This window comes from Paenibacillus sp. FSL E2-0178 (genome assembly GCF_038593005.1).
Taxonomy (GTDB): domain Bacteria; phylum Bacillota; class Bacilli; order Paenibacillales; family Paenibacillaceae; genus Paenibacillus_AQ; species Paenibacillus_AQ phytohabitans.
The window spans coordinates 6,561,063-6,574,689 of sequence record NZ_CP151953.1; the positions used below are offsets into that span (position 1 = coordinate 6,561,063).

Sequence of the window (13,627 nt, forward strand, 5' to 3'; positions counted from 1 at the left end):
TCTCTTATTCGTAAATAATTTTTGACATGAATATGGGGTTTACTGGGAACCGTTTCGGATCTGCTGAGTCTTATTGGGCAAGAGGGGAGAGTGAAGCATGCAAAGTAGAGAGATGCCTTATAGCGTGACCATCGCTCCGTCCATAACCCTGCGGGAAATGATGGAGACTTACGGTTCGGATGTGTGGAACTATGCTTTTTTCTTAACCCGCAGCCGGGAGCAGGCGAGTGACATCAGCCAGGAGGTATTCCTTAAGGCATATAAGAGTGTCGGCAAGTACCGGGGCCAGGCCACTTTGAAAACCTGGCTGCTGACCATCACGCGCAACACCGCGTTCAGCTGGAGGCGGAACAGCTTCTGGCGCAGATTCGCTCCGCTTGGCGACCGGGAGGATACCGGAGAAGCGGCCTTGTCCGCAGAGAAGGAAGCCATCGGCAATCAATATGCGAACCGCATCTGGGAGATCATTATGGAGCTGCCGGATAAGTACAGAGAGGTGCTGGTGCTGGATATTCAGCAGGACTTATCGGTGGCCGAGATGTCCGCTCTGCTCGGCATCGCGCAGGGGACCGTCAAATCCCGGCTCGGCCGGGCCCGAAATAAAGTGAGAACGGCGATAAAGGAGGAAGACCTGTGAAGAGAGAGGACGGGAACGAACAAATACAAGTGATGAGCGGCACGCAGGATTGGTATGACAAAGCAGGACGCAACCCGCTGGCCGAGCCGGGCTTTACACCGCAGCTGATGGCCAAGATTGAACAGGCTGCCGAGGAGCGTTCTTCGGGAAAACGCAGTCTGCGGTTCGGGCGTATAGCAGGCTTGGGTGGACTGGCAGCGGTGCTGCTGTTCGGCGTGCTGCTCTGGCCGTTCGGACAATGGGGGAACAGCAATCCGATGGGGCAGCTGGCGGCGATCTTCAACCAAAGTTCTGGTGCAGCGGCAGTTCAGCCTTCGGCATCACCTGCAGCTACTTCTTCCTCATCGCCGCAATCTTACAATCCGCCGATTGGCTCTGCTGAATTTGAGATAGGCGGGATGAAGTACTACATGCCCCTTCCGTTAAACAGAAACAAAGGACTTGCGCGTGCCGTAGAAACGAATGCCGGGATTGTATGGTCGCCTCCACCCCCGATGGTGAATTACAGTAAGCCTAAATACACACATCCTACTGAGCCGTACACCTTGTATCTGTCTCCAAAAGGGCAGCCGGAGCTATCAGAGGCTACGTCTAAGCGGATCTATTCCTTTCCGCTGTATGCGGGAGGTTCGCAGACCTATTATGAATTGGGCGTAATCTTTGCCGGCGGCGATCATGTGGTTATGACCAGCAGCACATATACGTTAGGCAAGGGCGGAATCAGAACCCCGGTAAAACTCTCAGCCGTTAACGTAACTGCGGCCGCAGCCGGTGAGACCGTTACGCCGGTTGATCTGTTTACTTTGAAGAATGAACACTTCGAATACAGATCTTATCTTGCAATCGATAAAGTGAATGATGATATGTTGCTCGTCTATTATAGCGATAATAGTCATAACGGTTACGACGTCCATGGCCGGCTATACGACATGGCAACAGGCGGAATTCAGGACGTGGACAGCAAGATCGGCATGGACATTCAGGGGCAGCAGCAGACGGCTACTTATGAAGTGAACGGGACAAAACGTAAAGCGGAAGTAGTGTTCCTCCTCGGCCGGAAGTGGTATTCCGATTCCGAATGGCTGAGTATGTTGAAAGGACAGTAAGTTACACAGCCAAAAAAGGAAATTGAGCATCAGGGTTTGATAATGATAAAACTCAACGATGCTGTGTGATGAACAGAATCATGTTACATTGCTTTGCTATGGTAGCAGGTGTTCCGGATTGCGCGAGTTGGAGCTTGGTGCTGTCTTAGATGTCGGCTGATGTTGCCCGAGGCTCCGTAGCTGACGCATGCGAGGAGATGCAGGAGGAAACCCGGTGAGATTACGGGGGACCTCTTCTTTTTGCCCCCAGTACCTCAGCTTCTCACATTCTGCGTTTTCCTGCCAAACTCCTGCCCCTTACGGACTGTAAAGCGCTTATTATCTCTATTTGGCACATTTGACCACTCTTGCGGACTGGAGTGCGTTTATTGTTTCCAAATCGTGCAGTTTTCGGGTGACTTACAGTGAATAAGAGCACTGGAGTCCGCAAGCACGGCGAAATGATGCTTTTTAAGAAAATAAGCGCATCTCAGTCCGATCCTATCATGCTGGGTGCGCTTTTTAGTGCGCTTCTTAGTACCCTCTACTATCGCCTGCCCACCGCTAATGCCCCGGCACTATCCGCCCAATTCCGAATCGCTTTCCCTAACCTTCGACACCTCATATTTCCAATTTTCGCGCCCTTAGCTCCATCCCTCTAGATAATTTACTAAAAAAAAGCTATACTTTTTGGTAATATCAGAAAGTAAAGTTTTTCTCCGTTTATCACTAGTAATCTTAGCGGTAACGTAACAACTGGGTTTGGTTCTATATAGAAGAGTGGGGCGGGGTAAATGAAAAAGCTGACCATAGAGGATGTGGCCCAGAAAGCGGGCGTATCGAAAAGCACGGTTTCGCAATTTTTGAATAAACGGTTCAAATATATGAGTGAGGCGACCAGACAGCGTATTGCTGAGGTTATCGATGAGCTGAACTACCAGCCGAATGGACTGGCCCGCAGCCTCAAGCAGAACCGTACGCATATGGTGGGTATTATTGTGGCCAATATTGATTATTCGTTGTCCATCCAGTGTATCCGGGCGATTGAGAATGAGCTGCAGCGCCACGGAATTCAGGTCATTATCTGCAACGCTGACGAGAATGCGGACAAGGAGAATACTTATGTGGAGACCCTGGTCGCCCGCCAGGTGGACGGTCTGATTATTTTCCCGACCGGTGATCAGGCCGCGCCATACATCAGGCTGATTGAAGCGGAATACCCGCTGGTCTTCATGGACCGGCTGGTAGACGGGATCTCGACCCAGAGCCTGTTGCTTGATAACGAGATGGCGGTGAAGACAGCGGTCAAGGAGCTGACCAAACACGGACATGAGGCGATCGCCATATTGTCACTGCCGCTTGGCCTGAATGCTATTACCCCGCGCAAAGAGCGGATGAGCGGTTACAAAAAAGCGATGGAGGAAGCTGGCCTGCCGCTGCAGGATGCCTATATGCGCAGTGTGCCGCGGGAAGAAATCGCCATTGCGCTGGATGAGCTGCTACGGCTTCCCCAGCCGCCGACGGCGCTGATTGCCGCCAATGATCTTGTACTAGGGGAGATCCTTAAGTACGCGAACCGTAATGCCATTGCCATTCCCGGCCAGCTGTCCGTCATTGGGATTGACGATGCCGAATTCGCCCGGATCTATAATCCGGACATCACTACGATCCGCCAGCCGGCTTATGAGATGGGCATGCAGGCTGCGAAGATTATGCTCTCCCTGATCAACGACGCGGACGGCTCCGTGCCGATTACCTACCGTTTTCCGCCTTCGCTGCAGCAGGGCCAGTCGGTCCGGCCGCCGGTGCTGAAGAAATAAAACGGTTTATATAAAGTTCTGCACGAAAAGGAGCATCATAATAAGCCGGGTGGCTTATTATGACGCTCCTTATTTCAAATTATAAGATTTTATATGCTGTTTGCTGAATCGCACTTTTTTGGATCAGACGTTCCCGGCAGCTGCGGGAAGCCGTTTACACGCCAGCGTTCATGAATTTCTCCAGCCCGTCACGGGTTGGAAGCCCATCCATATCGCCAGGCGACATTACGGCGAGCGCGCCGATCGCGTTGCCGCGCTTCACAGCTTCGGCTACGCTCAGCTTCTCCAGCATCGCGCTGATTACGCCAACGGCGAAGCCGTCTCCGGCGCCGACTGTATCCACAACCTGCTCCACCTTGAAGCCGTTCACATAACCTTCTTCACCGGTGGACGTTTTGTAATAAGCGCCTTCAGGACCGAGCTTGATGACAACCAGGGATACGCCGCGTTCCAGATAGTACCCGGCAATCTCTTCCGGAGTATCAAGGCCGGTCAGAATTTTGCCTTCACCGTGTCCCGGCAGGAACCAGTCGCAGCGGGTCGCCAGGTCATTGATTGTATTGACCATGGTTTCTGTGTCCGGCCAGAGGGTCGGGCGCAGATTCGGGTCAAGCGAGACGGTTTTGCCGCGCTGCTTCATGAATTCCATGGCATGCAGCGAGAACTCATGGCAGGAAGCCGAGAGGGCGGAAGAGATACTGGTCACATGCAGATGACCTGCAGAAGCGAAATAATCCTCATTGAAGTCAGCCAGGCTCAGCTTGGAGGCGGCGGAATTTTTACGGAAATATTCAACTTTGGGATCTCCGGTCAGCACTTTGGATTTGATCAGCATGCCGGTGGAGAACTCCTTGGTTGTTGTAATGCTGTCCGTATCAATTTTCTCTTTATTCAGCGCACCGACGATGAATTGGCCGAAGTTGTCCTCGCCAAGCTTGGTCACATAACCGGTCAGGTGCTCCAGGCGCGACAATCCGGTGGCCACATTGCTCTCCGCCCCTGCCAGCGCTTTCGAGAAAGAAGTAACCTCATGCAAGGGGCCGGCTTCATTGGCGTAGAACATGGCCATAGGCTCCCCGAATGTGACTGCATCCAGCTGTTTACTCATTAATAGTTCCTCCTAAAAGTTTTGATAGCATCGACTTCCTGAATTCACTTCGCAAAACTCGCTACGAAAGCATACGCTTAAGTTTTGATAGCATCGACTTCCTGAATTCACTTCGCAAAACTCGCTACGAAAGCATACGCTTAAGTTTTGATAGCATCGACTTCTTGAATTCACTTCGCAAAACTCGCTACGGAAGCGTACTCTAAGGGTTTGGTAAGCATAAGCTAAGGTTCAGCATGAACCCCGTATAAAGCTGTGGGATCGAATATAAATTGAAATTATCACATAAAACGGTTTTGTACAATATGGCATTGCTCATTCAGCGGTCTTATTTTATTGGGAAGTTGCGTAACTCAGGCTGTAATTCCTTGATATATAAGGTTTTTATGCATTTCTTTAAAGTGTATTTCAGTTGTTCACATAAATATATATTGACTGATGGCAACAATATTATTACTATTTTCTTAGAAGGATAAAGCCTGTTGTTAGTAAATTAGATAAATTAGTTTATCTAAATAAATATTCTTATCAGAATGTACCCAGAGAGGAAGTTTCTAAATGAAGAAAATCAAAGTATTGCAGAACATCACGTCTGTTGGCGTTGTAGCCGTTATCCGCGCGGATAATGCCGATGATGCTTATAAAATGTCGGCAGCCTGTATTGAAGGCGGACTGAACAACATTGAAGTCACCTTCACGACTCCGGATGCGGATGTGGCGATCAAGCGCCTCGTTGCCGAATATGGAAGCCGCGCTGTGATCGGTGCAGGTACAGTGCTCGACCCGCTTACTGCAAGAATCGCTATTCTGGCCGGTTCGGAATTTGTAGTCAGCCCTTCTTTTGAAGAAGATACCGCCAAGATGTGTAATCTTTACGGCATTCCTTATATGCCGGGCTGCATGACGCTGAATGAAATGAAGGAAGCCCTGAAGCTGGGCGTGGATGTGCTGAAGCTGTTCCCTGGCAGTGCGTTCGGACCGGATTATGTCAAGGCAGTTAAGGGCCCGATGCCGCATGTGAACATTATGCCTACCGGCGGCGTGGATCTGAACAATATGGAGAAGTGGATCAAGAACGGCTGTATCGCTGTCGGCATCGGAGGCAACCTGACTGCACCGGCCAAAGAAGGCCGTTATGACCAGATCACAGAACTGGCTGCACAGTATGTAGCGAAATTCAAAGAGATCCAAGGTCTGTAAGCTGGCAGAGCCGTTCGCGGATCTGAAGCTTTATACCATGTGAAATGTCTTGCCTCTATTAGGCAGGGCATTTTTTTGTCTGCCTGATTTCCCGGTTGTGTAAATGATGGAAAAAGGCCGATCAGGGCAATACTTACAACTAGGACTGGGGTGCTGAAGCGCCTGCCGAAATTGATGAGCTTTCCTGAAAGGTGATGCCATGCCGGGCGATGATATTCGCAGCAAGCTGTATCCCACTTTGAATATGGAAGAGGCGGAGTATATAGAAATCCGCTCCGCTGTACACGGCTGCAGGGTGACTATAGGGGCTTTTTATAAGCTGCACCGGAACTATAACCATCCGCAACTTTTTACGCAGGGTGAAGTATATGTGCTAGATGATGATTCCAGAGAGAATTATGCCGTCCTCCTGCTGTGCGCAGCTACACTTTATAAATTATAAGGCAGTCTTCATTCGCAGGGGGTTACCATGCGGGGCTGCCTGCTTTTCATGTCATTTTTGTAACAAACTTCTATAAAAGAGTATTTGAATGATTGAAGCATCCCCTGTATGCTTAGTAAGGATTATGGACCGGTCTGCGGCAGCCGCAGAATCGGGAACCAGGTTCTTCATTATGGCGTTATTATCCAAGTTTGGTATTCTAAAAATATTGATTACAGGCTTGCAACAAATTCGCAGTCTTGCGCGTCAGTAAGATTGCATAGAGAGGGGGAACCTTCGTGGTGGAGCAGGGACTCATCAGAGCCGCTCAAGCGGGCGATCGCGACGCTCTAATCACCCTATTGCGAGAAATTGAAGGACATGTGTATAAGACGGCCTTCTACATTCTGCATAATGAACAGGATGCTCTGGATGCATCCCAGGAGGCATTAATCAGGGTGTATACCAAGATCGGCTCCTATGAGGAGAAGGCCCAGTTCAAAACATGGGTTCAGCGGATCGTGACGAACATCTGTATTGACAAGTTCCGGAGAACGAAGCCTACTGTTTCTATCGATGAGCACGAAATGGTGTTCCAGGATAATAAGCATAACGTAGAGCGCGAAGTGATGTCGGGTTACCTGGCGGAGGATATCCGCGAGGCGATCGATCAGCTTCCTGAGCATCACCGGACGGTGATTGTACTCCGGTATTTACAGGATTTTTCTTACAACGAGATTGCAGACTGTCTGGATCTGCCTTTGAACACGGTGAAATCCTACCTGTTCAGGGCCCGGGCACAGCTGCAGAATAGACTTCAGGAGTATCAGAAAGGTGGTGTGTCAGGATGAAGTGCGCGGAGGTGATGGAATGGATGCACCGCTATTTAGATCATGATCTCAGTCAGGAAGAAATGCTTGAAATGTTCCGTCATATCGATGATTGTCCTTCCTGCGCGGAAGTCTTTGACCGGCTGACGATGCTCTCCCGGCAACTGGAAGAGCTGCCGGACGTGAAGCCGCCCTTCAGTCTGGTTGACTCTATCCTGCCGCAGCTTGAACAGCTGGACCGCGGCGTCCGGGAGGAGCCTGTTATGGTGGGATCTGAAGATCCCAAGATTATTCCCTTTACACGCCAAAGCACCCGCGGCAAGAAGTCCAAGGGCGCTTCAATAGCAACACGGACAGGCATCGGTGCTGCTGCGGCAGCGGTAATTCTGTTATTCGCCGTCTTCAACATGCCGGACAGTATGCCGGGTGCGGATATGGATCAGGCGTATAATGCAGCAGGAAGTGAAGCCTCCTCTAAGATGATGACAGAATCCGCAGACAATGCAGCTACGGCGGATGCAGGACAGAACAACAGTACTGACGGCAGCGGCGAGATCTTCTTCGCAGAGCAAGCCACAGCGGAGCCTGATGTTGAAGGTACTAATGGTACTAATCTGAATAGTGCAATACCTGCCATGGAGGATAGTGTGAAGGGTGCTGACACTCCTGCAGCAGCGGACTCCGGTCCGGCTCCGGCCAAGGAGCCTCCGGCAACACAAGCTCCTTCCGCCAAACGCAATGCCACAGCACCGCCGGCAGAGAGTTCCCGGAAGGGCAGCAACGGGAATGCTGACCGTGCCGCTGATCCTGCAGGCCAGACCCAGATATTCATGGGCACGGCCCAGGAGGATGCGGCGGCTGATATGGCAGCTCCCGAGGAGGGAGCATTGCAGCCTCCCGCAGCACCGGAGCCTGGAGTAATGGGTCTGTTGCCTGCTCTGGTAGCTTCCCAGCCTTCGTGGCCATCCCCCGACGGCCGTTATACGGCTGAGCTGGCCGGACAGCAGGTTGTAATCTACAGCGCTCCGGCAGGCAGTGCAGAGGGAGAACGGGTTGCGCTGAATTCTCTGCCCATGGAAGGGGCCTGGGTCTCCGGCGTGTGGTCGGAGGATAGCAGCCAGTTCACCTATGTAACACAGCTGCAGGATGGTACGCAGGCAACGAAGACATACACGGTTCCGGGAGAGACATCAGCACCGGTTCCTTCTATTGCTCCATCGGCTCCCGCTTCCCCCCAGTCCAGCCCGGTGATTACTCCGGACGCGGCAACGTCCAATAAATAATCGCGAACTGGAACTTTTTAAGCACCTGCGGAATATGCTAGGGTATGAGGACAGGAATTACAGGATTTGCGAGTATCATCGGTATGACCGCCGGATGGTAAGTTTCTAGAGCTTCCCTCTCCGTCGTTTATATAGATGCGCCGCTGAAACGGAGCAACTTTGGCCCTGGCTGCCGAGGTTGCTCCGTTTTTGCCTATGTTTGCAGGCGTTTTTTTGTTAAAATGTATGAATGTATGTGTTGTACGTTGTACGCAACCAGGCAATGAAATGGAAAAGGAAGTGGCGGGATGGATGCCAAAACGGCGGCCAAAGACATCAAACAGGGGAAAATTTCACCGCTGTATGTGCTGTATGGCAGCGAGAAATTCCGGATGAATGAATTCACGGCCATGCTGGAGGAACACCTGATAGCCAAAGAGGACCGTGACTTCGCAGTGATTCCCTTCGATCTCTCCGAGACGCCGGTGCAGGCCGTCATAGAAGAAGCAGAGACGGTTCCCTTTATGGTAGAGCGCAAGCTGCTGCTGGTGCGGGATGCCGCCCTGTTCACGGCAGGCAAGGAGAACGCCAAGATTGAACACCGTGTAGAGCTGCTAAGCGATTATATGCAGCATCCTGCTGAATTCAGCGTGATTGTATTTATGGTGAACAACGATAAGCTGGATGAACGCAAAAAAATCGTCAAAACTGCCAAGGCCTCCGGCACCGTCTTAGCCTTCAATCCGCTGGGTGCGGAGGAGCTGCTGCGCTGGGTGGAAAAGGGCTTCCGCGACCGGGGCTGTACGACTGCTCCGGGCACGGCCGAGGTGCTCATTGCAAGTGCCGGAACCGGGCTTCAGGGCCTGTCGGCAGAGATGGACAAGCTGTGTCTGTTCGCCGGTACTGGCGGTAAGGTGGATGCTGCGGCAGTAGAGAGTCTGGTCCACCGCGGCACGGAGCAGAACATATTTACGCTGGTGGAGGATATCGCGAATCTGCGCCTCGATAAGGCACTGAATACACTCTATGAGCTGCTGAAGCAGCGGGAGGAGCCGATCAAGATCGCTGCACTGATTGCGCGGCAGTTCAGGATCATCCTGCAGGTCAAGGATCTGTCCGGTCTGAGCTATTCGCAAGGGCAGATTGCCTCCCAGCTCGGGCTGCATCCGTATGCGGTCAAGCTTGCGGGAGAGCAGGCCCATAAGTTCGGCAGCCAGCGTCTGCGGCAGATTCTCAGCATACTGGCCGATCTTGACTATCAGATGAAGACAGGCGCAATCGATAAAGTGCTGGGGCTGGAGATGTTTATGCTTCGCCTTGGCGTGTAATCAGGTACAGGTTAGGGTAGCCTAAGAGCCTGTCCGCTCCGCATCTATGCGGGTGGGCAGGCTCTTAGACTATTCCGGTATAAGAAAAAGAGCACAAAAAAACCTAACCGTATGCAGCATAGCGGTCAGGTTCTTCAAGTGCTCGTTATGATTGTCGCCCGTGGCTTAAGCTTGAGCCTTCAGAGCGTTCAATTTCTTAGCCAAGCGGGATTTTTTGCGGGCAGCCGCATTTTTATGAACCAGGCCTTTAGTTACAGCCTTGTCCAGCTTTTTGGAAGCAGCTTGGAAAGCAGCGTGAGCAGTTTCCACTTCCGTACCTGTCAGTGCTACATCAGCAGTTTTCACAGCTGTACGAAGCGCGGACTTCTGGGAAGCGTTCAGTGCACGGCGTTTCTCGATCGTCTTGACGCGTTTAACCGCGGATTTGATATTTGGCATTGCATTCACCTCCTGGAAGACATTCGAAATCATCATATGATTCACAACTTAAAATAGTTTAGCATGAAGGGTAGCAAAAAGCAACACTAAAAGCTTTTGAATTATAGCACCGGGGATTGTATAAACAGCGGCTTTCTCTCGCACACTATCGGCAATATGCTTAAGGAGGCTGAACTAATAATGGAACTGGATCTTCAGCTGTATTCGGTACGTACGGATTTGGCAGTGGAAGCAAAGGAAATGGCTCAGGCGCGGTCCAATGCGCCCATTCCCGGCGTCAATGAAGAGGTGCAGGAAGCAGATGGCATCAAGGTTACCCGGCTTGCTGTAGCAGACAATGCCGGTTCCCAAGCGATCGGACGGGCCATCGGCAACTACGTGACGCTGGAGGTTCCGGCACTGCGCGGAGGGGATACCGGCCTGCAGCAGAAGGTTTCCACTGTGTTTGCCCGTGAATTTGAGCATTTTCTGGACAGGATCGGCATTAACCGTAACTCCTCCGTACTCATTGTAGGGCTCGGCAACTGGAATGTAACTCCGGACTCTCTTGGGCCGCTGGTCGTGGAGAATTCGCTGATTACCCGGCAGTTCTATGAGCTGGTTCCTGATCAGGTCTCGCCCGGCTACCGGAATGTGAGTGCGATTGCCCCTGGTGTGCTCGGCCTGACCGGCATTGAGTCCAGTGAGGTTGTACAGGGGATTGTAGACCGTACGAAGCCGGATGTGATAATAGCCATTGATGCCCTGGCCTCGCGTTCGCTGGAAAGAATCAATACAACGATCCAGATTGCCGATATCGGCATCCATCCGGGTTCAGGCATCGGCAACAAACGGCGGGGTCTGACCAAAGAGGTGCTGGGTGTTCCCTGCATCGCCATCGGCGTTCCTACTGTCTGCTACGCTTCAACGATCGTCAACAACGTGCTGGAAATGATGAGCAATCATTTCGGGAAGATGGAAGGCGGCGGTGCCCATACCAAAGAGATTATGGGCTTGCTGGATGATATCTCCGGGCAGGAGCGGCTGGCGCTGGTTAAGGAAGTGCTTGAACCGCTGGGGCATGACCTCATCGTCACCCCCAAGGAAATTGACGAGTTTATTGAAGAGATCGCCAATATTGTCGCCAGCGGACTCAACGCTGCACTGCATGAAGCGGTAGATCCGGGCAATGTTGGAGCCTATACTCACTAATCTGCACCATTCTTCACAGGCCCGCACAGTCTGCCGTAAGGCAGCACTGCCCTGCGGGTCTTCTCTATGTCCTCTCATTCTAAGGTTCTAGCATTACTCTTCCGCTCATAGATTTGGAGTATGAGAGATTACAGAGGGCTTAGAGGAGGACATAACAATCATGAACAGAAAATGGTTTCAGCTATGGAATATTGGCCGGCTGCGGGGAAGGCTGCTGGATGTTCTGTCGCTGGGGAGAACGATGCTGCTGCTGGCCGGAGGTTCACTTGTATTTTTCATGCTGCTTGGAGCCGGCGGATTGGCCGGACAGAAGCTGAACTCTTCACCCATTCCCTCTATGAAGGGCTTGGCTGCTTCACTCTCCAGCGGATTCTTCATGGAGCTGCTGGGCATGGAGGTTCCGCATTTGCCGCAGGGTGAGGAGCCTTCAGCATTCTCGGGCGACAAGGTTACCTCCTTCGTATTCCGGCTGCTCACCAGCGTTGACCCGGGCGATCCCAAAAGTCTGGTATCGCGTGAGATGCCCGGCCTTGCGGCAGATGATCCCTTTCTGCTGCGGGAAGGCTCCGGGGGGACAGGTACGGCAGGGGCGCCTGCGGATTATCATCCCGGTGTCGATGAATTAGCGGCTGGTGGCGAATCAGGAACCGGTGCTGATCCGGGAACGGACCTGGGCACAGGCACAGAGGCGGGGACCAATGATCCGCCTGCCGGAGGTGAAACGGACAACCCGGGCGGACAAGTTGTGCAGCCGGAGGTTACGCCTGCACCGGATTCAAGCGGTACGGCTACAGACCCTGGTGAGAGTGAAGGTTATTCCGGGAGCGGAGATGCGGAGAACGGTACCGGGGATACCTCGATCAAACGTATCCTAATCTATCATTCCCATCCCCGCGAGGCCTATAATCCTCTGCTTGGCGCAGCGAGCGATAATCCAAGCTCTGCGGTTCCTTCCAAGAATGTAATGCTGGTAGGATCATATATTGCCAAGCGGCTGGAAGCCCGCGGGATAGGAACTGTCCATGCCCAGGAGGATTACGCCACGGAGGTGCCGGATTATAACTGGAACTTCTCCTATAAATATTCACGCATGACTGTGAAATCGGCGATGGCCGCCAATCAGGAAATGAGTGAGCTGATCGATATCCACCGCGACTCGCAGCGGCATGGCAAAACTACAGCAGAAATCAACGGTAAAAATTATGCGCAGGTGTACTTCATCCTCGGGCATGCGAATAAGAATTGGAAGCAAAATGAAGCCTTCGCCAATCAGATTCACCAGCTGCTGGAGAAAAATTATCCGGGAGTATCCCGCGGTATATGGGGGAAATCCTCGGGAAACGGGAATAATGGGGAGTATAACCAGACACTATCCCCGAACAGCGTGCTGATTGAGGTAGGCGGAATCGATAATTCTGCCGAAGAGCTGAAGCGGACAGCAGATATTCTGGCAGATGCCATCGCGGATGTGTACTGGGCCAGCCGGGATGCAGAGAAAGCGGCGGCGCCTGAAGAGGGCGATGTCAAACTGGAGGGCACAAGCGCGAAGACATCCGCAGGCGGTGCTTCCTAAGCTAATTCACTTGAAAAAGGAGCGGGGAATATGACGCGGTTCGGTAAAAAGCTGGTCATGGTCGGGATATGGGCGGGAGTCGGGCTTCTGGTGGGTCTGCAATTCGGCGGCGGCAGCGGTTCAGGAGTCTCCGGCGTGCTGCCGGGCTGGAACACTATGGCCGGGAATACTTCTTCGGCCGGTGGACAGCTCCAGGCTGGGCAGAGCGGCACAGCGGGAGCTGCGTCTCTTCCGGCCGCGGGTAGGGCTCAGGGCGGGCAAGCCTATGTATATGTGCCGGTTGTCATTGATCCGGCTACCGGGGCCTATAAGGTGCTGCCTGTGCAGCAGCCGGTTGCAGCTGGTACGGATACAGCAGCCGGCACGGGGAGCCTTCCGCAGCAGGAAGTGAAGGACTACACTACCCTCAGTCCTGAACAGATTCTGATTCCCGGGGAACAGAAGCCGACCGTAGATGTGCTCGCGGACAAGACGGCCGGCCTGCTGCAGCAGGCTTCGCAGAAAAGCATACGCTGGGTAGTCTCCCTCTTCGATTCATCGGAGGAGTGAAGGAGTGTCCGTGTGCAGCCGGACAGACTTCGAAGGTTAATATGCCATTATGCAACGGTTGCCGCTTAAATTGGAGCGCGCAGCCGTTCTTTTTTACGGATTCTCCTGTGATTTTTTGGCTGCCCCGGGTGTTTCTTTATTTTCCCGCAGCTGGCGGGATTGATGGGTGAAGCCCGTACTGTTAT

At 52.5% G+C, this 13,627-nt stretch carries 13 protein-coding genes; 11 read left to right on the plus strand and 2 right to left on the minus strand.

All coding sequences use genetic code 11. The features are described from left to right. The first annotated feature begins 97 nt into the window (after window positions 1–97). From MHI42_RS28485 to MHI42_RS28495, 3 genes are all read left to right on the plus strand, one after another. Entirely contained in the window at window positions 98–637 is a 540-nt protein-coding gene (locus MHI42_RS28485; protein WP_042139479.1) for a sigma-70 family RNA polymerase sigma factor, read from the plus strand. Continuing rightward, window positions 634–1,743, plus strand: a complete 1,110-nt coding sequence (locus MHI42_RS28490; RefSeq protein ID WP_342421355.1) for a hypothetical protein — start codon at window positions 634–636, stop codon at window positions 1,741–1,743. Before MHI42_RS28485 ends, MHI42_RS28490 begins: the two co-directional genes overlap by 4 nt. A 773-nt stretch (window positions 1,744–2,516) precedes the next feature. After that, window positions 2,517–3,542: a LacI family DNA-binding transcriptional regulator gene (locus MHI42_RS28495; RefSeq protein WP_171720958.1), complete on the plus strand. Its 1,026-nt coding sequence runs from the start codon at window positions 2,517–2,519 to the stop codon at window positions 3,540–3,542. 154 nt (window positions 3,543–3,696) lie between these two features. On the opposite strand, the gene MHI42_RS28500 is transcribed toward MHI42_RS28495, so the two are convergent. Then, window positions 3,697–4,650, minus strand: a complete 954-nt coding sequence (locus MHI42_RS28500; protein WP_342421356.1) for a sugar kinase — start codon at window positions 4,648–4,650, stop codon at window positions 3,697–3,699. Between the two features lie 558 nt (window positions 4,651–5,208). On the opposite strand from MHI42_RS28500, the gene MHI42_RS28505 reads away from it, so the two are divergent. The 5 genes from MHI42_RS28505 (at window position 5,209) to holA (ending at window position 9,691) form a co-directional block, all read left to right on the plus strand. Continuing rightward, window positions 5,209–5,850, plus strand: a complete 642-nt coding sequence (locus tag MHI42_RS28505; protein ID WP_042238620.1) for a bifunctional 2-keto-4-hydroxyglutarate aldolase/2-keto-3-deoxy-6-phosphogluconate aldolase — start codon at window positions 5,209–5,211, stop codon at window positions 5,848–5,850. A 199-nt stretch (window positions 5,851–6,049) separates the two neighbouring features. Then, a complete protein-coding gene (locus MHI42_RS28510; protein ID WP_042139474.1) occupies window positions 6,050–6,292 on the plus strand; it encodes a hypothetical protein in 243 nt (80 codons plus the stop codon). Between the two features lie 278 nt (window positions 6,293–6,570). Beyond that, window positions 6,571–7,122 (plus strand): sigma-70 family RNA polymerase sigma factor, encoded by a 552-nt coding sequence (locus MHI42_RS28515; RefSeq protein WP_039309588.1) that lies wholly within the window; start codon window positions 6,571–6,573, stop codon window positions 7,120–7,122. Then, on the plus strand, window positions 7,119–8,384 hold the full coding sequence (locus MHI42_RS28520; protein WP_342421357.1) for a zf-HC2 domain-containing protein: 1,266 nt from the start codon (window positions 7,119–7,121) through the stop codon (window positions 8,382–8,384). Before MHI42_RS28515 ends, MHI42_RS28520 begins: the two co-directional genes overlap by 4 nt. 287 nt (window positions 8,385–8,671) lie before the next feature. Beyond that, a complete protein-coding gene (gene holA, locus MHI42_RS28525) occupies window positions 8,672–9,691 on the plus strand; it encodes a DNA polymerase III subunit delta (protein ID WP_171720961.1) in 1,020 nt (339 codons plus the stop codon). Between the two features lie 165 nt (window positions 9,692–9,856). On the opposite strand, the gene rpsT is transcribed toward holA, so the two are convergent. Next, window positions 9,857–10,129: a 30S ribosomal protein S20 gene (rpsT, locus tag MHI42_RS28530; protein ID WP_039309591.1), complete on the minus strand. Its 273-nt coding sequence runs from the start codon at window positions 10,127–10,129 to the stop codon at window positions 9,857–9,859. A gap of 180 nt (window positions 10,130–10,309) precedes the next feature. Here rpsT and gpr point away from each other — a divergent pair, with 180 nt between their 5' ends. The 3 genes from gpr to MHI42_RS28545 all read left to right on the plus strand — a co-directional run bounded on the left by gpr (window position 10,310) and on the right by MHI42_RS28545 (window position 13,442). Continuing rightward, window positions 10,310–11,320: a GPR endopeptidase gene (gene gpr, locus MHI42_RS28535; RefSeq protein WP_340985714.1), complete on the plus strand. Its 1,011-nt coding sequence runs from the start codon at window positions 10,310–10,312 to the stop codon at window positions 11,318–11,320. A gap of 160 nt (window positions 11,321–11,480) precedes the next feature. Then, entirely contained in the window at window positions 11,481–12,893 is a 1,413-nt protein-coding gene (locus MHI42_RS28540; protein ID WP_342421358.1) for a stage II sporulation protein P, read from the plus strand. 30 nt (window positions 12,894–12,923) lie between these two features. Continuing rightward, window positions 12,924–13,442, plus strand: a complete 519-nt coding sequence (locus tag MHI42_RS28545) for a hypothetical protein (RefSeq protein WP_342421359.1) — start codon at window positions 12,924–12,926, stop codon at window positions 13,440–13,442. Window positions 13,443–13,627: the final 185 nt, after the last annotated feature.

What these genes read in the sequence shown, in the direction of transcription:
- gpr (WP_340985714.1), top strand. Translation starts at nt 10,310, where the DNA reads ATGGAACTGGATCTTCAGCTGTATTCGGTACGTACGGATTTGGCAGTG.
- MHI42_RS28495 (WP_171720958.1), top strand. Translation starts at nt 2,517, where the DNA reads ATGAAAAAGCTGACCATAGAGGATGTGGCCCAGAAAGCGGGCGTATCG.
- rpsT (WP_039309591.1), bottom strand. Translation starts at nt 10,129, where the DNA reads ATGCCAAATATCAAATCCGCGGTTAAACGCGTCAAGACGATCGAGAAA.
- MHI42_RS28505 (WP_042238620.1), top strand. Translation starts at nt 5,209, where the DNA reads ATGAAGAAAATCAAAGTATTGCAGAACATCACGTCTGTTGGCGTTGTA.
- MHI42_RS28545 (WP_342421359.1), top strand. Translation starts at nt 12,924, where the DNA reads ATGACGCGGTTCGGTAAAAAGCTGGTCATGGTCGGGATATGGGCGGGA.
- MHI42_RS28520 (WP_342421357.1), top strand. Translation starts at nt 7,119, where the DNA reads ATGAAGTGCGCGGAGGTGATGGAATGGATGCACCGCTATTTAGATCAT.
- MHI42_RS28510 (WP_042139474.1), top strand. Translation starts at nt 6,050, where the DNA reads ATGCCGGGCGATGATATTCGCAGCAAGCTGTATCCCACTTTGAATATG.
- holA (WP_171720961.1), top strand. Translation starts at nt 8,672, where the DNA reads ATGGATGCCAAAACGGCGGCCAAAGACATCAAACAGGGGAAAATTTCA.
- MHI42_RS28540 (WP_342421358.1), top strand. Translation starts at nt 11,481, where the DNA reads ATGAACAGAAAATGGTTTCAGCTATGGAATATTGGCCGGCTGCGGGGA.
- MHI42_RS28485 (WP_042139479.1), top strand. Translation starts at nt 98, where the DNA reads ATGCAAAGTAGAGAGATGCCTTATAGCGTGACCATCGCTCCGTCCATA.
- MHI42_RS28500 (WP_342421356.1), bottom strand. Translation starts at nt 4,650, where the DNA reads ATGAGTAAACAGCTGGATGCAGTCACATTCGGGGAGCCTATGGCCATG.